This window comes from Streptomyces sp. NPDC046308, assembly GCF_055588065.1.
This window is the reverse complement of the sequence record NZ_JBVJFB010000002.1, coordinates 1,280,787-1,306,842: the sequence shown is the minus strand read 5'-3', so window position 1 is coordinate 1,306,842 and position 26,056 is coordinate 1,280,787. Positions and strand designations below refer to the sequence as shown.

Below are 26,056 nucleotides of genomic sequence, written 5' to 3'. Positions count from 1 at the left end.
ACCGACTCCCCGGCAGTGACGGCAGGCCCCTCGGGGCCCCGGTGACACCTCCAGAGTAGTTGGTGACGGATACTTGCCCCTATGGCTTACGACGATCTCCGCTCGCTGCTCCGGGCTCTGGAGCGGGAGGGCGACCTCAAGCGCATCAAGGCCGAAGTCGACCCGTACCTGGAGGTCGGGGAGATCGTCGACAGAGTGAACAAGGCCGGCGGCCCGGCGCTCCTCTTCGAGAACGTCAAGGGCTCGGCGATGCCGCTGGCCATGAACGTCTTCGGGACCGACCGGCGCCTCCTGAAGGCCCTCGGCCTCAAGTCGTACGGCGAGATCAGCGAGAAGATCGGCGGCCTGCTCAAGCCGGAGCTGCCGCAGGGCTTCATCGGCGTCCGCGAGGCCTTCGGCAAGCTCGGATCGATGGTGCACGTGCCCCCGAAGAAGGTGAAGGGCGAGTCCGCGCCCGTCCAGGAGGTCGTCCTCACCGGCGACGACGTGGACCTGGACCGGTTGCCGGCGCTCTTCACCTGGCCCAAGGACGGCGGGTCCTTCTTCAACCTCGGCCTGACGCACACCAAGCACCCGGAGACGGGCGTGCGCAACCTCGGCCTCTACCGCCTCCAGCGCCACGACAAGCGCACCATCGGCATGCACTGGCAGATCCACAAGGACAGCCGCAACCACTACGCGGTCGCCGCCAAGCGCGGCGAGCGGCTCCCCGTCGCGATCGCCTTCGGCTGCCCGCCCGCGGTGACGTACGCGTCCACCGCGCCGCTGCCGGGCGACATCGACGAGTACCTCTTCGCCGGCTTCGTCGCCGGCAAGCGGATCGAGATGGTCGACTGCAAGACCGTCCCGCTCCAGGTCCCGGCCAACGCGGAGGTCGTGATCGAGGGCTGGCTGGAGCCCGGCGAGATGCTTCCCGAGGGTCCCTTCGGCGACCACACCGGCTTCTACACGCCGCAGGAGCCCTTCCCGGCGCTGCGGATCGACTGCGTGACGATGCGCAGGCGCCCGCTGCTCCAGTCGATCGTCGTCGGCCGCCCGCCGACGGAGGACGGCCCGCTGGGCCGCGCGACGGAGCGTTTCTTCCTCCCGCTGCTGAAGATCATCGTGCCGGACATCGTGGACTACCACCTGCCCGAGTCGGGCGGCTTCCACAACTGCGCGATCGTCTCCATCGACAAGAAGTACCCCAAGCACGCGCAGAAGGTCATGCACGCCATCTGGGGCGCGCACATGATGTCGCTGACCAAGCTGATCATCGTGGTGGACGCCGACTGCGACGTCCACGACCTGCACGAGGTGTCCTGGCGGGCCCTCGGCAACACGGACTACTCCCGCGACCTCACGGTCGTGGAAGGCCCGGTGGACCACCTGGACCACGCCTCGTACCAGCAGTTCTGGGGCGGCAAGGCGGGCATCGACGCGACGAGGAAGCTGCCTGAGGAGGGCTACACCCGCGACGGCGGCTGGCCCGACATGGTCGAGTCCGACCCGGCGACCGCCGCCCTCGTGGACCGCCGCTGGAAGGAGTACGGCCTGTGAGTCCGATCGTTGTGGGGGGTCCCGAGCTCTTCCTCGGCGCCGGTGAGGTCTACGTGGCCCTGCTGCGCCCGGAGATCGACCCGGCGGACGCGGGCGTCCGGCTGGCCGCCGAGCAGGCGGGCGTCACACCCGAGGAGTTCGCCGGTCCCGGCGACGTCTGGGCGCTGATGTACGAAGACGGGGCCGGCCCCGGTGAGTTCGAGCTGCCCGGGGCGCGGGACGTCGAGGCGGACGGCTTCGCGGAGCAGTTCCAGGCCGCCCTGGCCTCGGGCGAGCCGTTCACGGTCGAGGCCGGGGACTTCCTGAGCATCGACGCCCGCCCGGCCGCCGACGCCTGGCGGCTGACCGCCCGGGTCAGCCCGCCCGAGCACGAGGAGGACGGCGCAGCCGGCCCCCGGACCCTGGAACTGGGCGCGCTCCCGGCGACCCGGCTCCTCGCCGACCTCGAAGACTTCCGGAGCGCACTCGCATGATGACGACCGCCGACGGGGTGATCGGGTCCGGCCATGCGCCGCAACCGAACGGCAAGGTGAAGGCGTTCCTGCGGCTCGTGATGATCGAGCACTCGGTCTTCGCGCTGCCCTTCGCCTACATCGCGGCGCTCACCGCCATGTTCCAGCTCGACCGGCACGTGCACTGGGGCAAGCTGCTGCTCGTCACCGTCTGCATGGTCGGCCTGCGGACCTTCGCCATGGCGGCCAACCGGATCATCGACCGCGAGATCGACGCCCGCAACCCGCGCACGGCCGGCCGCGAACTGGTCACCGGCGCGGTGTCGGTCCGTTCGGCCTGGACCGGCGCCGGGATCGCGCTCCTGGTCTTCCTCGGCTCGGCGGCGCTGCTGAACCCGCTCTGCCTGATGCTGGCGCCCGTCGCGGTGATCCCGATGGTGGTGTACCCGTACGGCAAGCGGTTCACGAACTTCCCGCACGCCATCCTGGGTCTGGCCCAGGCCATCGGGCCGATCGGGGCCTGGCTGGCCGTCACCGGCGAGTGGTCCTGGGACGCGGTGATCCTGGGCCTGGCGGTGGGCGTCTGGATCGGCGGCTTCGATCTGATCTTCGCCTCGCAGGACGTGGCCTCGGACCGCGCGGACGGCGTCAAGTCCGTCCCGGCCCGCTTCGGCGTCCCGGCCGCCCTGTGGGGCGCGCGCGGCGCGCACGTCGTGACCACGGCCCTGCTGCTCTGGTACGGCCTCGCCACCGGCGCGGGCGCGCCGTTCTGGGCGGGCCTGGCGATCGTCGTGGTGGCCTTCTTCTACGAGCACACCATCGTGACCCCGCACGACCTGTCCCGTCTGAACCGCGCCTTCTTCACGGTCAACGGCTTCATCGGCATGGCCCTGTTCGTGTGCGCCACGCTGGACCTCGTGCTCCGGGGCCTGACCTTCTGATCGAGCTGCCCGTGGCCCCCTTCGTCGTCAGCCCGTGAGGGCGGGGCGCCGGCGGGCTGGGCGCCGGTAGAACAGGGCCGTCAGCACTCCGCCGACCAGGCCGCAGAGGTGGCCCTGCCAGCTGACGCCCGCGTCCGTCGCCAGGATGCCCGTCACGATCGCGGAGCCCCAGACGGCCGCGATGCCCACGGCGACGGCGATGCCCAGCACCCGGCGTTCCACGAAGCCGCGGACCAGCAGGTAGCCGAAGAGACCGAAGACGACGCCCGAGGCGCCCAGGGTCATCGTGTTCGGCGGGGAGATCAGCCAGGTGCCGATGCCGTCGGCCAGCACGATCAGCCCGCACACCGCGAGGAAGTGCCGGATCCCGGACAGGGCCGCTGTGAAACCGAGGACCAGCAGCGGAACGCTGTTGGAGGCGACGTGGTCGAAGCCGAAGTGGAGGAAGGGCCCCGTGAGGACGCCCGTCAGGTGGTCCGGGTCGCGGGCCACGATCCCGTACGCGTCCAGCGCGTGCCCCGTGGCGTAGTCCACGGCCTCCAGGGCCCACAGGAGCGCGACCCAGCCCAGCATGAGCTTTCCGGCCGCCTTGGCGCGGTCGCTGTGCCGCCACTCGCCCTGACGCACCGTCGTGCCCGTCGTGCCCATCGTCTCCGTACCCCCTCGCAGCGCCCCGAGTGCGGAACGTCCGGGCACCTTACCGAGTGCCCGCCCGGGGTGGCCGGATAGTCTCGGAGGTATGACTGAGCGCAAGCGCACCCCGTGGGTGGTCGGGGTTTCCGGGGCGTCCGGGACGCCGTACGCGGCGGCGGTGCTCCGCGGACTGCTGGCGGCGGGGGAGAGTGTCGACCTGGTGGTCAGCCGGGCTTCGCGGCTCACCCTGTTGGACGAGACCGGGATCGCCTTCCGCGACGCGCACTGGCGCGACGATCTGGGGGAGTGGCTGCAGGGGGGAGCCGACGGGAAGCCCGGGACCTTCGCCCGGCCCGGACTGGACGACGTCCGGTACTGGGGCGCCGGGGACCTGGCCGCGGGGCCGAGTTCGGGCTCGTACCCGGCCAAGGGGATGCTGATCGTCCCCGCGTCCACGGCCTGCGTGGCGGGGGTGGCGCTCGGGCTGTCGAAGGACCTGCTCCAGCGCGTGGCGAGCGTGACGCTCAAGGAGCGGCGCCGGCTGGTGGTCGCGGTCCGGGAGACCCCGCTGAACGGGCAGACGCTCAAGGCCCTGGTGGCGCTGGACGAGGCGGGCGCCGTCGTGCTGCCCGCCTCTCCGGCGTTCTACGCGGGTGCGACGCACATCCAGGATCTGGTGGACTTCGTCGCGGGGCGGGTGCTGGACGCGGCAGGGGTGCCGCACCGGCTGTACCGCCGTTGGGAGGGGGAGTTGGGAGGGTCCCGCACTCCCCGGGAGGCGAACGGTGGTGACTAGGCCTTCTTGCCGGACAGCGGCTTGCGGGCCTTGTCGACGCGGTAGGCGGCGGCGGGCTGGTGGGCACGGGATCGGTTGGCCAGCTCCTGGAGCTGTCGCATGTGTGCGTGGGCCATCTCGATCGTGAACACGGTGAACCACTCCTGAAGATCGTCATTGATCTGTTGAAAGATTTCACAGGGTGTTGACCCTGTGTGCCTTAGATTCTATACCTAAACTTGCAGGATCGCCGAATAATGGAAGGCTCCACGTAATGGACACGGTGGACAGGCAGCTCATCCAGGCACTCCGGGAGAACGGTCGTGCCTCGTACGCGGAGCTGGGCCGTCTCGTGGGCCTCTCCGGCCCCAGCGTCACCGACCGCATCAACCGTCTGGAGACGGCCGGCGTCATCACCGGCTACCGCGCGACCGTGGACTCGCGTTCGCTCGGCCTCGGCGTCACGGCGCTGATCGGACTCTCCATGTCCGACGCCGCAGACCACGAGGACGTGGCCCGGCGGCTGCGCGACCTCAACGAGATCGAGGACTGCTGGTTCATCGCGGGCGACGACTCCTTCATGCTCAAGGTGCGCGCCAACGACGTGGACGGCCTGGAGAAGATCATCCGCAGGCTCTCCGGAACCAAGGGCGTCTCGCGCACCCGCACCACCATCGTGCTCTCCACGAAGTGGGAGAACCGGGTCGGGGAGCTGCCCGAGGAAGCCTGAGAGTACGGTGGGGCAGGGTTCGCAGGACAGGCAGAGGCATCTAGAGGAGGCGACCGGTACATGGACGCTGGGCTCAAGCGTGAGCTGGAGGAGAAGGTCCGCTCCGGCGAGCGGCTGACCCGTGAGGACGGCATCGCCCTCTACGAGTCGGACGACCTGGCCTGGCTCGGTGGCCTCGCCCACGAGGTGCGCACGCGCAAGAACGGTGACGTCGTCCACTTCAACGTCAACCGGCACCTCAACATGACGAACGTGTGCACCGCCTCGTGCGCGTACTGCTCGTTCCAGCGCAAGCCGGGCGAGAAGGACGCGTACACGATGCGCATCGAGGAGGCCGTGCGCCTGGCCAAGGCCATGGAGAACGACAACCTCACCGAGCTGCACATCGTCAACGGCCTGCACCCGAACCTGCCGTGGCGCTACTACCCGCGCTCGCTCTCGGAGCTGAAGAAGGCGCTGCCGAACGTCTCGCTGAAGGCGTTCACGGCGACCGAGATCCACCACTTCGAGACGATCTCCGGCATGTCGGCCTCCGACATCCTGGACGAGCTGATCGAGGCCGGCCTGGAGTCGCTCACCGGCGGCGGCGCGGAGATCTTCGACTGGGAGGTGCGCCAGCACATCGTCGACCACCGCACCCACTGGGAGGACTGGTCGCGCATCCACCGCCTCGCGCACTCGAAGGGCCTCAAGACCCCCTCGACGATGCTGTACGGGCACATCGAGGAGCCGCGCCACCGCGTGGACCACGTGCTGCGGCTGCGCGAGCTCCAGGACGAGACCGGCGGTTTCCAGGTCTTCATCCCGCTGCGCTACCAGCACGACTTCGTGGACATGCAGGACGGCAAGGTGCGCAACAAGCTCCAGGCGCGCACCACGATGGCGACCGGCGCCGAGGCGCTGAAGACCTTCGCCGTCTCGCGCCTGCTCTTCGACAACGTGCCGCACGTCAAGGTCTTCTGGGTGATGCACGGCGTGCAGACCGCCCAGCTCGCGCTCCAGCACGGCGCGGACGACATGGACGGCTCGGTCGTCGAGTACAAGATCACGCACGACGCGGACAACTACGGCACCCCGAACAAGCTGGGCCGTGACGACCTCCTGGAGCTGATCCGGGAAGCGGGCTTCCGCCCGGTCGAGCGCAACACGCGCTACGAGATCATCCGCGAGTACCCCGGTCCGGACGCGGGCCTGCGCGAGACCCCGCAGGCCATGCGCGTCTGACGCCGCGTCGGCCTTGTCCGACCCCCTCCCGGCGAGTTAACCCCGGCCCATGGGCCGGGGTTTAACTTTTTCTGGACGGGCCGATGAGGTAATGGGTAAACTTGCGAAATGACCCTTACTTTCACCCTGGACCCGGTCGTCGACCCTTCCCTGCGTGATGGAATCCTCGGGCTGTGGGCCGACGTCTCTAACGCGGGCGGCGCCGTGGGCTTCGTACCGCCGGTCACCTTCGACGACATCCGCCCCGCACTCGACAAGCACCTCGTCGGCGTCGCCGACGGGAGCTGCCGCCTGCTCGTCGGGCACGACGAGGACGGCGCGGTCGCCGCCACCGCCTTCCTCACCCGCAACGCCCACCGGCTGCAGCTCCACTGGCTGTGGGCGTACACGGTCATGGTCCATCCGCGGCACCAGGGCAAGGGCTACGGGCGCGAGCTGATGGCCGCGACGGAGACCGCGGCCCGCTCCCTCGGGGGCGTCGACGCCATCCGCCTCACCTGCCGCGGCGGCCACGGCCTGGAGCACTTCTACGCGTCCTGCGGCTACAAGGAGGTCGGCCGCGTCCCCGGCGCCGTCCGGGTGGCCCCGGGCGACGACCGCGACGACATCACGATGCTGCTGCCGCTGTACTGACGGGCGGGGTGTCGTCCGCCCGCACCCCGGAGGCCCGCGGCGCGGGCCCGGCGTGCTTCACTGGACGGGCACCAGCCGACGTACGACCACGACGAGAGAGAAGGGGTCACCGTGTCCCTCAAGCCGAGCGCAACGATCCGCTACACCGCGATGCGCCTGGGCATCTTCGTCGGATGCCTCGTCGTCGTCGCGGGGCTCGTCCGGCTCGGATGGGTGCCCTCCGGCCTCGGAGACGCCAACGCCGCCTGGGTCGTGCTGCTCGCCCTCGTCCTCTCCGCGCCGCTCTCCTTCGTCCTCCTGCGCAAGCAGCGCGACGAGATGTCCCAGCAGATCTCCGGGCGCGTAGCGGGTGCGAAGGAGAAGCTCGCCGCGAACCGCAGCCAGGAGGACGAGGTCGACGACGCGGCGCGTGTGCGCTCGTAACGACACAGTTGGCTTCATCACACACCGAACCGCCCCAGCACCGGGTATACCGCCCGTAACGCTGGGGCGGTGGTGTTTTCCGGGCCGGCGCAAGAGGGCCTCCTGCGCCGTTGTCTCAAAGGGCCCCTTTGAGATTCCCAAAGGAGAAGTGTTAGCGTGTTGAACATGTTGACCACAGCCGCGCACCCGATGACCACGAGCGTCCCGCTCGTGATGCGCCTGCACGTCGACCTCTGCCGCCGCGCGTCCGCGGCCTGTTGCTGTTGAGCTGAATCGATACAGCAGCGGTCCCGGCCGGCTCCTTCCGGCTGCTGCCGCACCGCATCACCACCGCAGCACTTCCCCCCTGTCTTTGTGCGTCACCTCCGGAGAGTGTCCGTGTCCGCGACCCCCCAGGCCCCCGCCAAGGCCTCGTTCAAGTTCCCCTTCTGGGCCCAGATCGTCGCCGGTCTCGCCCTCGGTGTCCTCTTCGGCTGGATAGCCCGCAGCCAGGACGTCAGCTGGCTCGCCACCACCCTGGAGAAGACCGGCGACATCTTCGTCCAGCTGCTGAAGCTGGCCATCGCCCCGCTCGTCTTCTTCGCCATCCTGGTGTCGATCACCAACCTGCGGAAGGTGAACAACGCCGCGCGGCTCGCCACCCGCACGTTGCTCTGGTTCATGATCACCTCGCTGATCGCCGTCGGCATCGGCCTCGCGATCGGCCTGCTGACCGACCCGGGTTCGGGCACCGGCCTCACCGCGGCCGACGGCAAGGAGCCGAAGAAGACCGGCTCCTGGATCGACTTCCTGACCGGGATCGTGCCGACGGACATCGTCACGCCGTTCACCGACCTGAAGGTCCTTCAGATCGTCTTCCTGGCCGTCGTCGCCGGCATCGCCGCCCTCCAGCTGGGCAGCAAGGCGAAGCCCGTCCTCGACCTCGCCGAGTCCGCCCTGGAACTGCTCCAGAAGGCCCTGTGGTGGGTCATCCGCCTCGCCCCGATCGGCACCATCGGCCTGATCGGCACCGCGATCGCCACCTACGGCTGGGACCTGATCGGCAAGTACGCGACCTTCACCGCCGACATCTACATCGGCTGCGCCCTCGTGATGTTCGGCGTCTACCCGCTGCTGCTCGCCACCGTCGCCAAGGTCAACCCCCTCCAGTTCTTCAAGGGCGCCTGGCCCGCCATCCAGCTGGCCTTCGTCTCCCGCTCCTCCGTCGGCACCATGCCGGTCACCCAGAAGGTCACCGAACGCCTCGGCGTCCCGAAGGAGTACGCCTCCTTCGCCGTCCCGTTCGGCGCCACCACCAAGATGGACGGCTGCGCCGCGATCTACCCGGCGCTCGCCGCGATCTTCATCGCGCAGATCTTCGACGTGCAGCTGGGCATCAAGGAGTACCTGCTCATCGTCTTCGTCTCGGTCATCGGCTCGGCCGCCACGGCCGGTCTGACGGGCGCGACGGTCATGCTGACGCTGACCCTCTCCACGCTGGGCCTGCCGCTCGCGGGCGTCGGCCTGCTGATGGCGATCGACCCGATCCTGGACATGATCCGCACCGCCACGAACGTGGCCGGCCAGGCCCTGGTCCCGGTCATCGTCTCGGCCCGCGAGGGGATCCTGGACAAGGAGGCCTACGCCTCCGCCTCGGCCTCCCCGCTGGACGAGGAGCCCGCCCCGGCCCCGGCCCAGGTCGCCGTCGCCGCCTGATCACCGCTCTCGCCGCAGCCCCCGCCCCCGTCCGGGCGGGGGCTGTGGCGTGTCCGGACGGCCCCCGTTCCGGGGCGTCAGACGGTCTGCGCGCGGAAGTACGCGACCGTCGCGAGCAGGAACGGCACGGCGAACCACCACCGGCCCATCGTCCGCCGGAACACCGGGGTGATGGTGATCATCAGCCCGAGCAAACACAGCACGACGGAGCAGTTGCCCAGGAACCGCGCGTCATCGCGGACGGGGTCGTACGGCGACCCGGGCCGCAGGGCCAGGGCGACGTAGCACGCGAACGCGGCCGGTGTGTAGAGCAGTACGAGCGGGACGCCGAGCACCCACCGCAGACAGCCCCGGTCCCCGGGCAGGTCGATGTTCTCGCGGGGGAGCCTCACGACAGCGTCACCATCCGGATCCAGGCGATCGTCCCGAGGACGACCGGCGGGGCGAACCACCACGGGCCCAGCATCCGGCGGACGGGTGGGACGAGGGTGAGGAGCAACCCGGTCAGGCTGAGGCCGAGGGCGAGGAGACACACCGCCGTCGTCCCCGCGTACCCCTGCTCGTCCCACCCGGCGGCCGGCCCGTAGCGCACCGCCGTGTAGACGAAGAAGGCGTCGAGCAGGTGGACGAGGGCGAGCGGGACCCCGACGATCCACTTGAGCGGGCCGTGGTCCTCGGGCAGGTCGACGCCCGCGCGCGGGTGCGTCATCGCATCGCTTCCTTCACCTGGCCGAGTCCGTCGGTGAAATCATCGCCGTAGTTCTGGGCCTTCTGCGACTCCCAGTACGGGCCGCCGTTGTAGCGGGCCGCGATCTCGCGCATCTGGCCCTCGGTCAACTGGTCGGCCGGTACGTCGGCGTACGCGGTCTCCGCCTTGATCCGGGCCAGGTGGCCGGCGGCGATGAAGGCGTTCTGCCGGTGGTCCTGGAGCGACTCCTCCACCAGGGCGCGCTGGGCCTCGGTGAGGTGCGCGGGGTCGTAGCCGAGGACCTCGGCGCCGCGCCGCAGCTGGATGGCGATCGGCCCGAAGGACGTCTGGTCGGGCACGCCGCCGAGGCGGTGGGGGAGGTTTTCGGGCGTGATCGGGCTCAGCGGGAAGGCGGCCGCATGGCGCAGGTGGTCCGTGACGTCGTCGGCGTAGCCCGGCTGCCCGGATATCTCGTTCCAGGCGATGCCCGCGACCAGCTCCACGGGCAGTCCCGCGTGCTCGGCGGCGGCCCGCAGCACCTCCTTGTTGCGGGAGAGCCACCGGGCCTTCTCCGCGTCGCTCTCCGGCGGGTTCCAGTACATGTCCTCGCCCTGCGGCAGCCCGGCGATGCGCGTGCGGATGTCCTTGAGCTCCGGCGACATGTAGGCGTCCCCGACCGTCCCGTGCACCTCCCGCTTCGGGCCGCTGCCCGGCAGGTGCGTCAGCGGGCTGTTGCGCGCCTCCTCGCCCTCGCGGCGCAGGTCCGCCATGGCGGCGTACAGGTCGGGCCGTTCGCCGCCGCGGATCCGTAGCTCGGGCAGCAGCTCGTACGCCTGCTCCAGCGCGTGGACGCAGGCCTCGCGCGCCTCCCGCTCCACCGTCCGGGCCAGGTGGAAGCTGCCGCCCGCGTCGTCGTGGAGCCGGTTCGCCTCGTCGCGGATGTCGTCCACGTCCATGGTCACTTCGGCCAGGAAGTCGAAGACGCCGGTCGTGGCGCGCATGTCCTCCCACTGGCGCATCGGCTCCGCCTCCTGCGCGACCTTGGTGAGGGCGGTGCCCTTGGTGGCGATGAGCGCGGCGAGCGCCCGCTCCGACCGCGTGCCGTTGCCGTAGTGGGACTTGGCGGTGGCGAGGGCCAGGGCATAGCCGTGCAGGGCGCTCGCGGCCTTGTCGAAGGCCTCGGCCATGTGCGTCACCAGCTGCCGGGCGTCGGTGAGGCGCGAGCGGTACGTCTCGCTGCCCTCGCTGTGCCACTGGGTGTGCCTCTCCGCCCGCAGGGCGGGTTCCTCGACCTGCACGAGGAGCTCGCGCAGCCGGCGGAACTCGTCGGCGTTGCGCTCGACGAGCGCGGGGGCGCACTCGGCGAGGAAACGGACGTCCGAGTGATGGCTCAGGCCGCCGCTCAACGGTCCTTGTCCTCCGGCTTCACGTACACGCCGGCATCGACGACCCTGCGGAGGAACGCGGCGGCGGTGTCGTCGTCGACGCGGGCGAAGCCGGTGCCGGTGGTCTTCAGACGGGTGGCCAGGCCGGCGAACAGGGCCACCGTGTCCTTGAACTGGTCGTCGGCGAACCGCGCGAAGCGCAGGGCCTGCGCGGCGACATCGGGGTGCGCGCGGGGCGCACGGGCCATCGTGCTCGCGTCACCGTCGGGCCGCCCCTCGTGCAGGAGCGCGGCGATCTCGATCAGCAGGTTCGCGTTCCCGTTGATGGACGGCACCCCGGCCACCAGTCCCCCCGCGGGCGCCGGCTGATGGGGGCACGGCGGAACGGGCCGTTCCCCGGCCTGTTCCCCGGCCTGCGCGGCGGCCTTGCACTCGGCCCACTCCGCGTCGAACGTCATGACTTCCCCCCGATGTGGTGGTCATGCGCATGTTAAGTCGCACCGGCCCCCTCACGCCCCCACCGCCCCTCACCCCCCAAATCCCCCCAACCATCCCCCCGACCCCTCTCGCCTTGCCAACCGCCCGAGTTCGGCGGTGGCATCGGCCGAGAGGTCCTTGACGGCTGCCGTGAGCCGTGCGGCCAGGTCCGGGAAGGGGGCCCAGGCCGATGCGGGCAGGCCGCAGACCGCGAGCAGCAGGTCTCCCTCGTGGAAGTACGCGTCCAGCAGCGGGTCTTCGAGCAGCAAGGCCACGGCGAGGGGGAGGACGTACGGAAGGGACACCTGCTGGGTGACGAGCGTACGGAGGTCCGCGGGGCTCAGGACGGACAGCGGGCGGCGGCGCAGGGCGTGGACCTTCGTGACGAGTCCCGTCGCGTCCGGCGGCGCGGGCGGCCATGCGGGGCCGTCGAGTTCGTCGAGCGTGCGGTCCAGGTGGAGGAGGCGTTCCATCCGGCCATTGTCGTTCCGCCCGGTGTGGCGGTGGCCGGGGCGTGGGTCTTCGGGGTGCTGGTGGCCGGGACGCGGTGGGCCGGGACGCGGTGGGCTGGGACGCCTGAAGAACCAAAGAACCGGGGGAAAGAACCAACCAACCCCACCAAACCCGGACCGTGTCGCTCGGAAGGGTGAAACGTGGCAACTGGGCTGGATTCGGAGGGGGTTGGCGGGCATATGCTCGCCCCGACCGCCTCAGAAATGAGACGGCCCCCGGTGGGACTGGCATCCCGGCCGAGGGCCTGACCAACAAGGAAACGACCTTCCTCATGGCTCCCCAGAACCTTAGCGCGCCGACGCGCGCAGTGGCCCGTGTTCGACCCGGGACCCCCCGATCCGGTGTCATTCACGTCAACACGTCGCACCGGCGTCACTTCACCGTGGTGGGCAACCACCTCCTCCAGCACGCCGATCTGTCGGCGACGGCGATCGGGGTCGGCGCCTACATCCAGTCGCTGCCCGACGGCGCGCCCGTCGGGATCAAGGCGCTCACGGAGCGGTTCCGCGAGGGCGAGGTCCGAATCGCCTCAGCCCTGCGGGAGTTGGAGCGGCACGGCTACCTGGAGCGCAGGCGCGAGCGGCTGGCGACCGGCCAGGTGGTGACCCGGACGTTCTCGTACAACAGGCCGGGGGCCGGCGCGGATCCTGACCGCCCGCCGACTCCGGACGGCCCCCAGCCTGCCGGTGAGCCCCCGGCCCCCCTCGACGGGCCTGCGTCGCCTGTCGACGATGCGTCGCCACCTTCCGATGATCCTGCGTCGCCTTCCGACGACCCGTCGGCTTGCGTTGACCACCCGCCTTCCGGCGACCCGCCGCCTTCGGGTGGCACGCCTCCGGGCCGGGAGCCCTTGCCGGGGCCGGGGCCGGGGCCAGGGCCAGGGCCAGGGCCAGGGCCGGCGTCGGGGCCGGCGTCGGCTCGGAGGGCGCGGGTCTTCGACGCCCTGCCCGTCCCGCGGGCGGTGCACCACGGCGCCGCCGACCTGCTCGCCGGGCTGCGGCGGTACGATCCGCGGCTCCTGCTGGCCGAACGCGACCTACGGCGGCTCGTGCCGGGGGTGTCGGCCTGGCTGGAGCGCGGGGTCGAGCCGGAGGCGGTGGCGCGAGCGCTGTCCGCGGGCCTTCCCGAGCCCATGCGGGACCCCGCGTCCGTGCTCGCGTACCGGCTCACCGCACTGCTCCCGCCGCACCTGCCGCCCGTCCCGGTGGTCCGGCGGCCCAAACGGCCGGATCCGCTCCAGAACTGCAACGGCTGCGACCGCGCCTTCCGTGCCCCGGCCCCGGGTCGTTGCCGCGACTGTCCACCGGCCGCCGCGTAGGGGTTCAGGCGGAGGTGACGGCCTGTTCCAGGAGGGCGCGCAGGACGCGCTGGTCCTCGGGGGTGAGGCCGGACAGGGGGGAGTCCACGGCGAGCAGGGCAAGGAGGCGCTCGCGCAGTGCGGTGCCCTCCGCGGTGAGGACGAGGTGCTTGGCGCGGCGGTCGGTGGGATGCGGGTGGCGCTCCACCAGGCTCTGCTTCTCCAGCTTGTCGACGACGAAGGTGGTGTTGGAGGGCTCGCAGCTCATGCGTTCGGCGAGCTCCCGCATGGTCATCGGCCCGCTCATCTCCCGCAGCGCGGTCGCCTGGGGTGCGGTGAGGCCGAGGGTGGCGGCGCGCTCCCGTACGTGCTCGCCGATCCGCTGGGCCAGTCCGTTCACCAGACCGCACAGCTGGCGCTCGGCGATGACCTGCTGCTCGGGGGACGTCGTCATGCCACCACCCTAGCAAGTCCGTCAAGACTGAATATTTCCAGCTTGAATGATTCGAGCTTGATGTTTATGGTGACGTCGTCGCCGCGGGAAACGAACCCCGCGGCGTCCTGATGACGACTCACGGAAGAGGATCGATGGCCGAGTTGACGGTGGAACAGGGTCACGACGTGCGGCTGCGCCGCCCCGGGGGCATCCGCTCGATACGGCTCGGCGACACGAAGGTGTCGTACGTGCCGGACGGCGATGTGCGGCTCCGGCCGCTGAGCGTGCTCCCCGGCACCACCGGCGAGGTGTGGGCCGCGCACCCGGAATACCTGGACGCCACGGGCCACCTCGTCGGCAGCGTCGGCGCACTCCTCGTGGAGCACGGCGACCGCGCGCTGCTGATCGACGCGGGCTTCGGCCCGCAGAGGCACGAGGCATCGGACGGCCCCATCGCCGTGATCCACGGAGGCGCGCTCGCCGACGGCCTGGCCGAACTCGGCCGCCGCCCCGAGGACATCGAGGCCGTGGCCTTCACCCACCTCCACGCCGACCACCTCGGCTGGGCCTGCCACCCCGTCCCCGGCGGCGACCAGCCGGTGTTCGCCCACGCCGAGTACCTGATCTCCGAGCCGGAGTGGGAGCGTCGCGACCTCCTGGAGGACCAGGGGATGGGCGAGCAGGTCGCCGCCCTCGCGCCGCGGGTGTGTACCGTCACCGACGGGCAGGAGATCTTCCCCGGGGTGCGCGTGCGGATCACCCCGGGCCACACCGTCGGCCACGCCGAGTACGTCATCACCGGGGGCGGGCGGCGCCTGATCGCCTTCGGCGACGCCGTGCACTCCCCGATCCAGATCGACCACCCCGACTGGTCCTCGGCCTTCGACCACGACCAGGACCTCACCGCCGACCACCGCCACCGCCTGGTCGCCGAGCTGGCGGAGCCCGACACGATCGGCTTCGGCGCCCACTTCGCCGACGTCGTGTTCGGCCGAGTCCAGCAGGACGGAGAGGGCCCGGCCTGGCGCCCCCTGGACGCCTGACCCCCGTCCTGCGCGGGCTGCGCGTCCTGCGCGCCCTGCGCGCCCTGCGCGACGAAGGGGTGCTGGAGTTCCGGCGGCGGCGCGGGGTGACGGTGGCCAGCGCGGCCGACCCGCGCTCCGCGCTGCTGGAACGCGTACACGAGCTGGTGGCCGAGGGGGCGCGCCTGCTCCCTCGTCGCCCCACCCGTTCGACGTTCCAGGCGCTGTACTGGGAAGCGGTGCGGACCGTGCCGGCGGCCGCGCGGGGGTGAGCCGCACCGCCGCGGCAGCGCGCTTCACGCGTGCGGCACGGATCGGTGTCAGTGGCACCGATCGGTGTCAGTGGGGTGGAGCGTCCGTGAAGAAGGGGTCCGAGGGCTGGTCGGACCGGGTTACCTCTCCGTAAATTACCCGCGGTAACGCTCGTGCCGAGCCAAGGAGAGTGCGCCATGGGAGCCGAGCTGAAGCCCGTCAGCCCCGCCGGTACCACCACCCCCACCAGCCCCGTCAGCCCCGTCAGCCCCGTCGAGCCCGTCAAGACCGTGATCAACGGGGTGGTGCGCGAGGTACGGGTCCCCGCGCTCGTGGGACCGCCGCAGCAGGGATCCCTCGGCGACATCCCCTTCGACAACGCCCACCAGGCCCCCCGCGAAGCGGTCCTCGCCCGCAAGGAGCGGGACGGAACCTGGCGCGACGTCTCGGCCGCCGAGTTCGCGGCCGAGGTGATCGCCGTCGCCAAAGGGCTGATCGCCGAGGGGCTGCGCGAGGGCGACCGGCTGGCGATCATGGCCCGCACGACCTACGAGTGGACCCTGCTCGACTTCGCCGGATGGGCCGCCGGGCTGGTCACCGTACCGATCTACCCCACCTCCTCCGCACTCCAGGCCCGCTGGATCATCCAGGACTCCGGAGCCGTGGCCTGCGCCGTCGAGGACACGACGCAGGCCCGGCTCATCAGCAACGAGCGGGCCCATCTGCCCTGGCTCGCGCACCTGTGGGAATTCGACACCGGCGCCGCGGCCCGGCTGGTCAAGGCCGGGGAGCGGATCCCCGACGCGGTGGTGCACAACCGGCGGGCCGCCCGTACGCCGGACAGCGTCGCCACCCTCATCTACACCTCCGGCACCACCGGGCAGCCCAAGGGATGCGTGATCACCCACGCCAACTTCTTCGCCCAGGTGGACAACGCCGTCGAACTGCTGCACCCCGTCTTCAAGTCCGTCAGCAAGGACCCGGCCTCCACCCTCCTCTTCCTCCCGCTCAGCCATGTCTTCGGACGCATGGTCGCCGTCGGCTGCATGCGGGCCCGCGTCAAGCTCGGCCACGCCCCCAGCATCAGCACCGACGACCTCCTCGCCGACCTCGCCGGCTTCCGGCCGACCTTCCTCCTGGCCATCCCGTACGTGTTGGAGAAGGTCTACAACACCGCCCGGGCCACCGCAGAGAGCATGGGCCGGGCCTCCTCCTTCGACCGGGCCGCCCGCATCGCGCAGCGCCTCGGCGAGCTGGCCAAGGGCAAGGCCCCCGGGCTCGTGCTGCGCGCCGGCCGCGCCCTGTACGACCCGCTCGTCTACCGGCGGATCCGGGCCGCGCTCGGCGGCCGCGTCCGCTACATCCTGAGCGGCGGCTCCCCCCTCGGCCGACGGCTCGCCGCCTTCTACACCGGCGCCGGCATCGAGGTCTTCGAGGGCTACGGCCTGACCGAGACCACCGGCGCGAGCACCGTGACCCCGCCGCAGCACCCCCGGCTCGGCACGGTGGGCTGGCCGCTGCCCGGCACGGCCGTGCACATCGCGGAGGACGGCGAGGTGCTGCTGTCCGGCGGACACGTCTTCGCCGGCTACTGGAACAGCGGGCACGCCCTGCCGTACGGGAGCTGGCTGGCCACCGGCGACATCGGGGAGCTGGATGCCGACGGGTACCTCACCATCACCGGCCGCAAGAAGGACCTGATCATCACCTCCGGCGGCAAGAACGTGGCCCCGGCACCCCTGGAGGACTGGCTGCGCGCCCACCCGCTGGTCGGCCAGTGCATGGTGGTCGGCGACAACCGCCCGTACATCACCGCGCTGATCACCCTGGAGCCGGACGGGCTGCAGCACTGGCGCCAGATGCACAAGAAGCAGGGCGTGCCGATGCGCGAGCTGGTGCGGGACGAGGAACTGCTGGCGGACCTCCAGCGGGCCGTCGACGAGGCGAACCGGCTGGTCTCGCGGGCCGAGTCGATCCGCCGCTTCGCCGTCCTGCCCGGCGAGTTCACCGAGGCGCGCGGCCACCTGACCCCGTCGATGAAGCTCAAGCGGGGCGTGGTCGCCCGCGACTACGCGGACCGGATCGAGGAGCTGTACCGGGGCCCGCGGGACGCCTAGCGGCGGGCCGGGGGGGGGGTGCGGGCCGGGGCGGCCGGCCGGCCGGGTGGGCGGGCTGAGCGGGTGTGGGGCGGGCGGGCCGGGGGCCCGGCCCGCTCCGTGCCGCTCGGGACAGGCCGGATCAGCAGTTGGCGTGCGTGGCCCGGCCGGCGAAGCGGTCCGCCAGCCAGTTCCCGGCCGCCAGGGAGTGCGTGATCACGCCGCTGACGTGCTCACCGACCCAGACGGTGTCGAATTCGAGGTTCGCGCCGCGGGCGCACCAGTCGGAGCGCAGCCGACGGCCCACCCCGTACGGGATCAGCTCGTCGGCGAGCGCGTGGTACTGGTACACCGGCGCGGCCGGGGCCGTCCGCCCGAGGCGGCTCTGGTTCAGCCGGGCCCGCCAGTCCGGCTGGGCGAGCGGGTCGCGCGTGGTCAGGTCGGAGATCCGCTTGAAGGAGCCCGCGATCGCGTCGATCGCCACGCAGTTCTCCTTCATCCCGGCGACCAGCTGCCGGCCCACCGGGTTGAGGTAGGAGTCCAGCTTCAGCTCCGGGAAGGCCGCGTCCTGTCCGGCGGCCGCCATGAAGATGAGCCCGGAGCCGTAGGAGCCGTTGTTGAAGTCGGCCACCTCCAGCAGATCGGCGGGGACACCGCCGGTGGCCGTGCCCTTCACCTGGAGCTCGGGGGCGTACGAGCCCTGCAGCTCGGCGGCCCAGCTGCTGGCCTGCCCGCCCTGGGAGTAGCCCATGATGCCGACCGGGCCGGTCGGCGACAGGCCCGTCCCGGGCAGCCGCTGGGCGGCGCGGGCCGCGTCGAGGACGGCGTGCCCGGCGGAGGGGCCGACCGTGTAGGTGTGGACGCCAGGGGTGCCGAGGCCCTCGTAGTCGGTGACGACCACGGCCCAGCCGCGGAGGGTGAGCTGCTGGATGAGGTTGGCTTCCATGGCGGTGCCGCGGGGGAGGTTGTCGCTCGGCGCACAGGAGTCGCCGAGGCCGACCGTGCCGACAGCGTACGTGATCAGGGGGCGCGGGCCGGTCCGGCCGTCCTGCGGGACGATGACGGTGCCCGAGACGATGTTCGGGGTCCCGTCGGCGGTGGTCGAGCGGTAGTGGATCTTCCAGGCCCGGGTGTCGGTGGGCTGGCCGGGCAGCGGGTGGAAGGCGGACGGGGCGCTGGCCACGACGTCGCCGGGGGCGGAGGCGGGGGCGGCGCCGGCGGTGGGGATCGCGGCCGGGACCGCCGAGACGGCCAGGGCGGCCACGGCGACGAGGGCGGTGCTGCGCAAACGCATGGGGGGCTCCCGGAGGCTCGTTCCGTGCGGGGATCGGTGAGCCGAAGGTAGTGACCGACCAGTAGGAAGGTCGCTGACCGCGCAGCTCAGCTTTCCTGGCCCGAAAACGCACCCGCCGGGGCGCCCGCGTACCGGATCAGGCGGCGCGAGCCCTGCCGTCGGCGTACCCCGCCCGCCCACCGGAGTCGGGCCTCATGGGGATGAGGGTGCCGGTGGAGGGGATCATCCGGGCCGAGCCGATGGCACTGGGCGCCACACGGATGGCTCCCACGGCGATGGCCGCCTTGAGGAGGGCGAGGCGGTGGATGCTGGTCATGACGGTCTCCTCAAGGCGGTGGGAACGGGAAGCGGGGAGCGGGCCCGGTCGCCCAGGAGGCGAAGGCCGACCCTCGTCCCACCATTGGGCCCCACCGGCAGCACCCCGTCACGCCACTCGATCCCGGGACTTGACAGCGGGGGCGGAGCCGGGACCGCGGCCGGGGGCCGGGGCCGGGCCGGGGGTCGGGGCCGGGCCGGGCCGCGGGGCACGCGGTGGCTGGGTGGGCGTCGTGGCCGGGCAGTCGGTGCGCTTCCGCCCCCGGCTTCCGGGCCTAGCCGTTCGACGCCATGCGGTAGGCGCCTGGGGTCGTGCCCGTCCAGCGGCGGAAGGCGCGGTGGAAGGCCGTGTCCTCCGAGAAGCCCAGCCGCGCCGCGAGCTCCGCGATCGGCTCGCCGCTCTCCGCCAGCCCGGCGATCGCCGCGTCCCGCCGCACGTGGTCCTTCAGCTGCTGGAACGAGGTCCCCTCCTGCTGGAGCCGGCGCCGCAACGTCGCCGGGGACACCGCGAGCCGCGCCGCGACCTCGCCGAGCGCGGGCAGCCGCGGCGACGTGCGCAGCCGCTGCGTCAGGGTCCGGCGTACCTGCTCCGCGACCGTGGTCCCGTACTCCGGCCGCGACAGCAGGTCGAACGGCGCACGCCGGAGCATCGCGTCGAGCGCGGCCTCGTCCCGTACGAGCGGCGCGGTCAGCCAGTGCGCGTCGAAGCCGGCGCCCGTACGGTCCGCCCCGAACCGGACCGGGCAGTCGAAGAGGACCTCGTACTCCTCCTCGTGCGGCGGCGGGGGATAGGCGAACGCGGCGTACGCCAGCGGGATGCGCCGCCCCACCAGCCAGCTGCTCAGCCGATGCCAGATCGCGAGCACGCACTCGGTGAGGAAACGGTCCTCGTCCCGTGCGAAGTCGTTGCGCACCGTGAACCGGGCCTCGCCGCCCGCCACTTCGAGCGCCAGCTCCGGCCCGCCCGGGAACAGCCCGTAGAACGCGGCCGCCCGCTCCGTCGCCGCGCCCAGGTCACGGCAGCCGAGCGAGGCGTGACACATCATCGCGAAGGTGCCGGGACGGCTCGGGACCGGGCTCAGCGCGAGGAACTCGTCCTGCGTCGTCCGGTACAGCGCCCGGAACAGCCGGGCGAACTGCGCGGGCGTGATCCGCGCCCGGTCGTCGCCCAGCAGCAGCGGCGGGATCTGCGCCTCCTGGAGCAGCGGCACGGTGTCGATGCCGCTGCCGCGCGCTCCCGCGAGCAGGGCGCGTACGTGGTGCACGGTGATCGTCCGCCTCCCCATGCCCTCGACGGTAGCCCGCGGCGGCGCGGGGCGATACGGACGTGCGCGGACCGGTGAGCGCTCGGGTCAGCAGGGGTGACGCTTCCGGTCATGCCGCGGCGGACGTACGGGTGCCTAGCGTCGGGGGTCACCACCTCACCAAACCCCCTGAGCCGGAGGGCATGCGATGGACGGTCGGCCGAGCACGCTGGCGGTGTTCACCCAGTGGGCCGAGGAGCGGTACGGGCCGGAGACGGCCCTGCGGTTCCGGTCGGCCGACGGCGGGTGGCAGACCCGTACCTACGGCGAACTGGCCGCGGAGGTACGGGCCGTCGGGTGCGCGCTGCTCGGCCTGGGAGTCGCCGCCGGGGAACGGGTCGCCGTACTGGCGGAGACCCGGCCGCAGTGGACCTACACGCACTTCGGCGTACTGGCGGCGGGCGCGGTCCTCGTACCCGTCTACCCGACGGCGGGGGAGGAGGAGCTCGCCTGGGTCCTGTCGGACTCGCAGGCCGTCGTCGTGGTCTGCGACGACGGGAGACAGGCGAAACGCGTCGAGGCGCTCCGGGCGAAACTGCCCGCGCTGCGGCGGGTGGTGCTGATGGACGAACTGCCGGCGGTGGTGGGCAGGCCGGCCGGGGCGGACGCGGGCGCCGATGCCGCGCTGCGGGCCCGCGCGACGGGCGTGACACCCGCCGCGGACGCGTCGATCGTCTACACCTCGGGCACGACGGGCCTGCCCAAGGGCTGCCGCCTCACCCACGGGAACTTCGGCGCCGTCCAGGACGCCACCGTCCCCCTCATCAAGGGCGGGCCGGGAGACTCCACGTACCTGTACCTGCCCCTCGCGCACATGCTCGCCCAACTGATCCAGTTCACGACCCTGCTGGAGGGCGGGGAGCTGTGCTACTTCGGCGGCCGGATCGAGGACGTGCTCACGGAGATCGCGGAGGTCGCACCGACCCATCTCCCCTCCGTTCCGCGGCTCTTCGAGAAGCTGCACTCGGTCGTGCTCTCGCTGGCGGAGTCCCGGGAGGGCGGCCGCGAACGCTTCGAGGAGGCCGTACGGGTGGGCGTACTCGCGGCGGACGGCCGGCTGCCGGAGGACCGGCGGGCGGCGTACGAGGAGGCGGAGAAGTCCCTCTACTCCCTGGTCAGGGGCGCGTTCGGCGGCCGGCTGAAGTGGGCGCTCACGGGCGGCGCCCCGATCGCCCCGGCGACCCTGGACTTCCTGCGCGCCTGCGGGATCACCGTCTTCGAGGGGTACGGGATGACGGAGTCGGGGGGAGTCATCTCCCTCAACCACCCGGGGGCTTCCCGCAACGGGACGGTCGGCCGCCCGATCGCGGGCTGCGAGGTGCGGATCGCGGAGGACGGTGAGGTGCTGGCGCGCGGGGCGATGGTGTTCCCGGGCTACCACGCGAACGACGCCGCGACGGCGCGGGCGCTGGACGGGGAAGGCTGGCTGCACACCGGCGACCTGGGGGAACTGGACGGCGACGGCTACCTGCGGATCACGGGCCGAAAGAAGGAGCTGATCATCACCTCCGCCGGGAAGAACCTCACCCCGACGGAGGTCGAGTTCGCCGTCCAGCGCTCGCGCTACGTCTCCCGCGCGGTCCTGATCGGCGACCGCCGGCCCTACCCGGTCGCCCTGATCACCCTGGACGCGGAGGAGATTACGGCCTGGGCGGCGCGCGAGGGTCTCGACCCGGGCCCCACCCCGGCCACGCACCCGGCGGTCCGCGCCCTGATCGAAGCGGCGGTGGCCGAAGCCAACGCCACGGTCTCCCGCCCGGCCCGCATCCGCGCGTTCCACATCCTCCCGGAGGACTTCACGACGGCGGCGGGCACCTTGACCCCGACCCTGAAACTCCGCCGCGCGGCGGTGGCGGAACGCTACGCGGAGGTGATCGAGGGGCTGTACGGGGGGTGAGGGGGGCGGGGGAGTGGGAGGTGGGGTTTCCCGTCGGTCTCATCGTCCTTCCGTGGCGGGTCGGTCCCTCAAGGGCGCTCCTTCGTCGCGTCGCTTCGCGATGGCCTGCGGCCACCCTTGACCGACCGACCCGCCACGGAAATACGAAGACAGCCGGGAAACCCCCAGAGGAACGGGCCGGGCGTCCGGAGCAGGGGCGGGCGTGTCGGCACCTTCCGGGTGAGGGTTTCGGTGCGCGATCGATCGCTACGCGCTCCCGTCGGTTCAGCGTCCGCCGGCCGTCCTGGGCTGGACATGAGCCGCCCTCGGCCGCTGCGGACTTCGGAGGAACCGGCACTGCGAGTGGTGGCGTCCAGTGGTGCACAAGATCGATAACGGATTCGAGGAGTTCGGGATGACGGGCACGGCCACGCGGTACCTCTATCTCGTCCGGCACGGCGAGGCGCTGCCGGACGAGAGCGGGCTGACGGAGGACGGCCGCCGGCAGGCCACGCTGCTCGGCCGTCGTCTTCGAGACGTCCCGCTCGCGGCGGTGCACCACGGCCCGCTGCCCCGGGCCGAGCAGACGGCACAGCTGATCGGCGACCAGCTGAAGGACGTGCCCCTGTGTCCTTCGGAGGCTGCCGGTGACTACGTGCCCTACATGCCGCAGAGGGAGGAGCTTCCGGCGGAATCCGCCGACTTCTACCTCCGTTTTCTCGAAGGTGCCTCTGCCGAGGAGCGGGAGCGGGGGCCCGGGCTGGTGCGCGAGGCGATGGAGCTGTTCACCGGTCCGGTGGACGGCGAAGAGGACCGCCACGAACTGGTCGTCACCCACAACTTCCTGGTCGCCTGGCTCGTCCGCGAGGCCATGCACGCTCCGAAGTGGCGCTGGCTCGGCCTCAACCACGCCAATGCCGCGCTGACGGTCATCCGGTACGCGCCCGATCGACCCGCCTCCGTCCTCTTCTCCAACGACATGCGGCACCTCCCCGCCGAACTGCGCTGGACCGGCTTCCCGCCCGATCTGCACTTCTAGCGCGGTACAGACTGGAGTCCGGGCCGGCAGCCCGCGCGCCCGCGTTACGCCCCGCTCCGCGCGGGTATCGGCCCGGGGGAGAGGGAGGGGCGTGGTGCGCGCTGCCGTGCGGAGGTTGGGGCGGGGGGTGGCCGGGGCCGGGGCGGTCGTGACGGTCGCGGTGGCCGGGTGGTTGGTGTGCCTGCTGCCCGGGCCGCAGATGGCCGCCGTTCTCGGCTTCGGGCCCGTGGACGGGGTCGTCTCGATCCACCGGTGCTACGAGGCCGCCGACGCGGAGGGCTACACGACGGGCACCGACTGCACGGGCTGGTACACCCCCCGGGTCTCCGGGGAACCGGGGCGCGAGATCGTGCTGGACACGGCCGACGAGAAGTACCGGTCCGGTACCGACGTGGAGGTCAGGACGGCGCGGGGGAAGGCCTACGAGCTCTCGGGCAGCGCCGTGTTCAACTTCGGCACCGCCACCGGCCTGCTCGTGGTGCCGTTCCTGACGCTGGCGGCCTGGTTGTTCTCCTGTGCGCGCCACGGCAGGGTCGTGGACGGCGAGGTCTACTTCCTGGCGGGGATGGTCGGCCTGTTCGCCGCCATGGTGCTCGGCGCGGCGGCCGGCCTGCTGGTCGGCGTCGCCACGTTCGTCTTCTGACGGTCCGGAGAGCATCTCCGACGCGCAGGGCCGGCGCCGTGGCGGCGCCGGCCCTGGTCGACGGGGGTGACGCCGACTAGCGGGCGTCTTCCGTGTCGCCGGCCGGAAGGTCCAGCCCCGGGTCGAGGCCGAGGTCGAGGTCCGGGTCCAGACCCGCGTCGGGTGCGGGGTCGGTCTGGGGCTTCTCGGCCGGAGGCCTCGGCGCCGGCTTGCCGTCGGGCTTGGGCTCGGGCTTGACGTCGGGCCCGGGCTTCACGTCAGGCTTCGCGTCGGGCTTGGGCAGCGGGGCCGGTGCGGGGTCCCTCCGCGGGCCGTTGGGAGCCGTGGGCTCCGGCCGCGGATGCGGCCTGCCCCTCTGGCGCTCGATGGCGAAGGCCTCGGTCGTGCCCGAGACGGTGGGGGTCTCGCCGGGGACCAGGCTTCCGATGGCGTACACGCAGGGGTGCTTCGTGTCCTTGGGGCAGGGCGCCGCGGCCACTCCGTGGTTGATGTGACCGGTCGGAGTGGAGGGCAGCGTCACCCAGGCGTTGGTGACCGGGGTGTAGGCCTCGACCGTATTCGGGGAGCCGGCGCCACCCACCACGTAGATGCAGCCGTTGACAATGCCGTCGGGGCAGGGGGCCGTCGCCGCCCTCGCGAGGTTGCGGGCGGTCGGGATATCGGCCGCGGGCCCCCACTGGTTGTTGACGGGGTTGTAGAAGTCCACCGAGAGGGGGTTGGCGTTGGTCCCGCTGATGGCGTACACGCAGAGGTGTCGGGGGTTCGGGTCCCCGGGGCAGGGCGCGGACGCGCCGGCGTGATTGCTTCGCGGGGTCGGCAGGTTCGCCACGGTGGCCCAGCTGTTGGTGGCCGGGTTGTACGCCTCGGCGGTGCCGGTGGCGTTGCCGCCGAAGACGTACACGCACGTGCCGCGCCAGCCCTCGGGGCAGGGGGCCGTGGCCGCCCCCGCGTTGGTGTGGTCCGCCAACATGGGGGTCAGGGACAGCCAGGCGTTGGTCTCCGTGCTGTACGCCTCGGCGACCCTGGCGGCCGTGCCGATACCCCCGAGCACGTAGACGCAGTCGCCCCGTACCCCGCTGGGGCAGGGGGCGGTCGTCGCCGCGGCCTGTGTACGGGGTGTCTTCAGGACCGGCAGGGTGGCCCACGTGCCGCTGGAGGGGCTGTACGCCTCGAACTTCTCCGGGGCCTGCTCGCCACCGGCGGCGTACACGCAGATGCCGCGCAGCCCCTCGGGGCAGTCCGCCGCCGAGCTCGCGAGCCCGGCCCGTGGCGTCGGCAGGTTCGGGACGGTCACCCACACGCCCTGGGCCGTCGCGGTCGTGGCCGACAGGGCCAGCAGCGGCGCCAGGGCGGCGACGGCGAGCCGTCGCCAGCCTCGGTGCGGGGTGCGGCCGGGCGGGGAATCCCCCGGGTCACTTCGTGCAGTGCGCCTCATGGGCACCTCTCCTGGCATGCCTCGGCACGGTCTGCCGCGGCGGGAAGCGGGACACCAGCGAAGTTACATACGGTCATACGACGTCGCGCGCCGTGACGGCCATATGCCACAACGGCCGCCGGAGACCCCGCGCCCGGCCTAATGCCGGGTCACCGGCCGGTAGGTGCACACGTGGACGCCCGCCGGGCTGATGGTGGTGGAGGCCAGTTCGAGGGTCCGCAGCCCGCCGTCGGCCGGGAAGATCGACTTACCGCCGCCCAGGAGCACCGGCATGATCATGAGCCGGAGCTCGTCGACGAGGCCCTCGCCCAGCAGGGTGCGCACGAGGGTGGGGCTGCCCATGACCACCAGGTCGCCGCCGCCGGCCGCGCGCAGCTCCCGGATGCGGGCCACGGCCTCAACGCCGGCGATGCGCGTGGTGTTGTTCCAGGTCAGCTCGTCCTCGCCCAGGGTCGCGGACACCACGTACTTCGGGATGGCGTTCATCTGGTCGGCGAACGGGTCGCCGGCGCGGTCGGGCCACGCCGCGGCCATCGTCTGCCAGGTGCGGCGGCCGAAGAGCAGTGCCTCGGCCTTCGCCATCGCCTCCGCGAACGCGCCGCCCACCACCTCCGCGTCGAAGAAGGGGTGCGACCAGCCGCCGTGGGCGAAGCCGCCGTCGTCGTCCTCGCCCTGGCCGCCGGGGGCCTGTACGACGCCGTCCAGGCTCATGAATTCGGTGATGACGATGCGCATGGGATCTCTTCCTCTTCTTCGAGCCGGTCGGTGCGTACGAAGTCGGTGCGTACGAAGGGGAGACTGCCGCGCCCGCCGGAATTCATCGCGCTCCCCCACCCTCGTGACGGTGACGAGGGTCACGCCGCCGCCCCGCCGGGTGCGGCTGAAAACAGATGACACTGGCTGGTTCGGCGATGGATGATGATCGATGTCTGTTCGAGC

At 72.0% G+C, this 26,056-nt stretch carries 29 protein-coding genes; 16 read left to right on the top strand and 13 right to left on the bottom strand.

The features are described from left to right. The first annotated feature begins 81 nt into the window (after positions 1-81). The 3 genes from ACZ6JT_RS13430 to mqnP are packed head-to-tail and all read left to right on the top strand — an operon-like array spanning position 82 to position 2,932. Entirely contained in the window at positions 82-1,539 is a 1,458-nt protein-coding gene (locus ACZ6JT_RS13430; RefSeq protein WP_469209479.1) for a menaquinone biosynthesis decarboxylase, read from the top strand. Beyond that, the gene (locus ACZ6JT_RS13425; protein ID WP_469209478.1) at positions 1,536-2,012 is read left to right on the top strand and encodes a hypothetical protein; all 477 of its coding nucleotides are present in this window, start codon (positions 1,536-1,538) and stop codon (positions 2,010-2,012) included. Before ACZ6JT_RS13430 ends, ACZ6JT_RS13425 begins: the two co-directional genes overlap by 4 nt. Then, complete coding sequence (gene mqnP / locus ACZ6JT_RS13420) at positions 2,009-2,932, top strand: menaquinone biosynthesis prenyltransferase MqnP (protein ID WP_469209477.1); 924 nt, start codon at positions 2,009-2,011, stop codon at positions 2,930-2,932. The genes ACZ6JT_RS13425 and mqnP overlap by 4 nt, the downstream gene beginning before the upstream one ends. A gap of 27 nt (positions 2,933-2,959) precedes the next feature. Here mqnP and ACZ6JT_RS13415 read toward each other — a convergent pair whose 3' ends face one another. Next, on the bottom strand, positions 2,960-3,580 hold the full coding sequence (locus ACZ6JT_RS13415) for a rhomboid family intramembrane serine protease (RefSeq protein WP_469209476.1): 621 nt from the start codon (positions 3,578-3,580) through the stop codon (positions 2,960-2,962). 91 nt (positions 3,581-3,671) lie between these two features. Between ACZ6JT_RS13415 and ACZ6JT_RS13410 the strand changes: the two genes are divergently transcribed. Beyond that, positions 3,672-4,361, top strand: coding sequence for a UbiX family flavin prenyltransferase (locus tag ACZ6JT_RS13410; protein ID WP_469209475.1), 690 nt, complete (start codon positions 3,672-3,674; stop codon positions 4,359-4,361). Here the strand turns inward: ACZ6JT_RS13410 and ACZ6JT_RS13405 are convergent. Further along, positions 4,358-4,492: a hypothetical protein gene (locus ACZ6JT_RS13405; protein WP_267884487.1), complete on the bottom strand. Its 135-nt coding sequence runs from the start codon at positions 4,490-4,492 to the stop codon at positions 4,358-4,360. The genes ACZ6JT_RS13410 and ACZ6JT_RS13405 overlap by 4 nt on opposite strands. Positions 4,493-4,614: 122 nt before the next feature. Between ACZ6JT_RS13405 and ACZ6JT_RS13400 the strand changes: the two genes are divergently transcribed. The 5 genes from ACZ6JT_RS13400 (at position 4,615) to ACZ6JT_RS13380 (ending at position 9,045) form a co-directional block, all read left to right on the top strand. Continuing rightward, a complete protein-coding gene (locus tag ACZ6JT_RS13400; protein WP_030710106.1) occupies positions 4,615-5,070 on the top strand; it encodes an Lrp/AsnC family transcriptional regulator in 456 nt (151 codons plus the stop codon). A 60-nt stretch (positions 5,071-5,130) separates the two neighbouring features. Beyond that, positions 5,131-6,294, top strand: coding sequence for an aminofutalosine synthase MqnE (gene mqnE, locus ACZ6JT_RS13395; protein WP_030710107.1), 1,164 nt, complete (start codon positions 5,131-5,133; stop codon positions 6,292-6,294). 108 nt (positions 6,295-6,402) lie between these two features. Further along, the gene (locus ACZ6JT_RS13390) at positions 6,403-6,927 is read left to right on the top strand and encodes a GNAT family N-acetyltransferase (RefSeq protein WP_469209474.1); all 525 of its coding nucleotides are present in this window, start codon (positions 6,403-6,405) and stop codon (positions 6,925-6,927) included. A 150-nt stretch (positions 6,928-7,077) separates the two neighbouring features. Further along, a complete protein-coding gene (locus ACZ6JT_RS13385) occupies positions 7,078-7,350 on the top strand; it encodes a DUF4229 domain-containing protein (protein ID WP_469209667.1) in 273 nt (90 codons plus the stop codon). 372 nt (positions 7,351-7,722) lie between these two features. Beyond that, positions 7,723-9,045 carry a dicarboxylate/amino acid:cation symporter gene (locus ACZ6JT_RS13380; RefSeq protein ID WP_469209473.1) on the top strand — a complete coding sequence of 441 codons (1,323 nt, stop codon included), beginning with the start codon at positions 7,723-7,725 and terminating at the stop codon, positions 9,043-9,045. Positions 9,046-9,122: 77 nt separating this feature from the next. Here the strand turns inward: ACZ6JT_RS13380 and ACZ6JT_RS13375 are convergent, their stop codons facing one another. From ACZ6JT_RS13375 to ACZ6JT_RS13355, 5 genes are all read right to left on the bottom strand, one after another. After that, on the bottom strand, positions 9,123-9,437 hold the full coding sequence (locus ACZ6JT_RS13375) for a hypothetical protein (protein ID WP_469209472.1): 315 nt from the start codon (positions 9,435-9,437) through the stop codon (positions 9,123-9,125). Further along, positions 9,434-9,754 (bottom strand): hypothetical protein, encoded by a 321-nt coding sequence (locus ACZ6JT_RS13370; protein WP_469209471.1) that lies wholly within the window; start codon positions 9,752-9,754, stop codon positions 9,434-9,436. The genes ACZ6JT_RS13375 and ACZ6JT_RS13370 overlap by 4 nt, the downstream gene beginning before the upstream one ends. After that, entirely contained in the window at positions 9,751-11,139 is a 1,389-nt protein-coding gene (locus ACZ6JT_RS13365; protein WP_469209470.1) for a hypothetical protein, read from the bottom strand. The genes ACZ6JT_RS13370 and ACZ6JT_RS13365 overlap by 4 nt, the downstream gene beginning before the upstream one ends. After that, positions 11,136-11,576, bottom strand: coding sequence for a hypothetical protein (locus ACZ6JT_RS13360; RefSeq protein ID WP_469209469.1), 441 nt, complete (start codon positions 11,574-11,576; stop codon positions 11,136-11,138). Before ACZ6JT_RS13360 ends, ACZ6JT_RS13365 begins: the two co-directional genes overlap by 4 nt. A 69-nt stretch (positions 11,577-11,645) precedes the next feature. Further along, entirely contained in the window at positions 11,646-12,068 is a 423-nt protein-coding gene (locus ACZ6JT_RS13355; protein ID WP_469209468.1) for a contact-dependent growth inhibition system immunity protein, read from the bottom strand. Between the two features lie 1,001 nt (positions 12,069-13,069). Between ACZ6JT_RS13355 and ACZ6JT_RS13350 the strand changes: the two genes are divergently transcribed. After that, positions 13,070-13,426 (top strand): hypothetical protein, encoded by a 357-nt coding sequence (locus ACZ6JT_RS13350; RefSeq protein ID WP_469209467.1) that lies wholly within the window; start codon positions 13,070-13,072, stop codon positions 13,424-13,426. 4 nt (positions 13,427-13,430) lie between these two features. Here ACZ6JT_RS13350 and ACZ6JT_RS13345 read toward each other — a convergent pair whose 3' ends face one another. Beyond that, complete coding sequence (locus ACZ6JT_RS13345; protein WP_469209466.1) at positions 13,431-13,859, bottom strand: MarR family winged helix-turn-helix transcriptional regulator; 429 nt, start codon at positions 13,857-13,859, stop codon at positions 13,431-13,433. A 134-nt stretch (positions 13,860-13,993) separates the two neighbouring features. Between ACZ6JT_RS13345 and ACZ6JT_RS13340 the strand changes: the two genes are divergently transcribed. The 3 genes from ACZ6JT_RS13340 (at position 13,994) to ACZ6JT_RS13330 (ending at position 17,232) form a co-directional block, all read left to right on the top strand. Further along, the gene (locus ACZ6JT_RS13340; RefSeq protein ID WP_469209465.1) at positions 13,994-14,884 is read left to right on the top strand and encodes an MBL fold metallo-hydrolase; all 891 of its coding nucleotides are present in this window, start codon (positions 13,994-13,996) and stop codon (positions 14,882-14,884) included. An 86-nt stretch (positions 14,885-14,970) separates the two neighbouring features. After that, a complete protein-coding gene (locus ACZ6JT_RS13335) occupies positions 14,971-15,135 on the top strand; it encodes a hypothetical protein (RefSeq protein WP_469209464.1) in 165 nt (54 codons plus the stop codon). 177 nt (positions 15,136-15,312) lie between these two features. Further along, entirely contained in the window at positions 15,313-17,232 is a 1,920-nt protein-coding gene (locus ACZ6JT_RS13330; RefSeq protein WP_469209463.1) for an AMP-dependent synthetase/ligase, read from the top strand. 121 nt (positions 17,233-17,353) lie between these two features. On the opposite strand, the gene ACZ6JT_RS13325 is transcribed toward ACZ6JT_RS13330, so the two are convergent. The 3 genes from ACZ6JT_RS13325 to ACZ6JT_RS13315 form a co-directional block, all read right to left on the bottom strand. Then, complete coding sequence (locus ACZ6JT_RS13325; protein ID WP_469209462.1) at positions 17,354-18,505, bottom strand: lipase family protein; 1,152 nt, start codon at positions 18,503-18,505, stop codon at positions 17,354-17,356. Positions 18,506-18,641: 136 nt separating this feature from the next. Further along, positions 18,642-18,821, bottom strand: a complete 180-nt coding sequence (locus tag ACZ6JT_RS13320; RefSeq protein WP_469209461.1) for a hypothetical protein — start codon at positions 18,819-18,821, stop codon at positions 18,642-18,644. A gap of 274 nt (positions 18,822-19,095) precedes the next feature. Further along, positions 19,096-20,106 carry an AraC family transcriptional regulator gene (locus ACZ6JT_RS13315; protein ID WP_469209460.1) on the bottom strand — a complete coding sequence of 337 codons (1,011 nt, stop codon included), beginning with the start codon at positions 20,104-20,106 and terminating at the stop codon, positions 19,096-19,098. 166 nt (positions 20,107-20,272) lie between these two features. Between ACZ6JT_RS13315 and ACZ6JT_RS13310 the strand changes: the two genes are divergently transcribed. From ACZ6JT_RS13310 to ACZ6JT_RS13300, 3 genes are all read left to right on the top strand, one after another. Beyond that, positions 20,273-22,021: an AMP-dependent synthetase/ligase gene (locus tag ACZ6JT_RS13310; protein ID WP_469209459.1), complete on the top strand. Its 1,749-nt coding sequence runs from the start codon at positions 20,273-20,275 to the stop codon at positions 22,019-22,021. Positions 22,022-22,415: 394 nt separating this feature from the next. Then, positions 22,416-23,039, top strand: a complete 624-nt coding sequence (locus ACZ6JT_RS13305) for a histidine phosphatase family protein (protein WP_469209665.1) — start codon at positions 22,416-22,418, stop codon at positions 23,037-23,039. 94 nt (positions 23,040-23,133) lie between these two features. Next, positions 23,134-23,682: a hypothetical protein gene (locus ACZ6JT_RS13300; RefSeq protein WP_469209458.1), complete on the top strand. Its 549-nt coding sequence runs from the start codon at positions 23,134-23,136 to the stop codon at positions 23,680-23,682. A gap of 76 nt (positions 23,683-23,758) precedes the next feature. Here the strand turns inward: ACZ6JT_RS13300 and ACZ6JT_RS13295 are convergent, their stop codons facing one another. Both ACZ6JT_RS13295 and ACZ6JT_RS13290 read right to left on the bottom strand, forming a co-directional pair. Then, complete coding sequence (locus tag ACZ6JT_RS13295; protein WP_469209457.1) at positions 23,759-25,117, bottom strand: Kelch repeat-containing protein; 1,359 nt, start codon at positions 25,115-25,117, stop codon at positions 23,759-23,761. Positions 25,118-25,255: 138 nt separating this feature from the next. After that, a complete protein-coding gene (locus ACZ6JT_RS13290) occupies positions 25,256-25,852 on the bottom strand; it encodes a dihydrofolate reductase family protein (RefSeq protein WP_469209456.1) in 597 nt (198 codons plus the stop codon). Between the last annotated feature and the right edge of the window lie 204 nt (positions 25,853-26,056).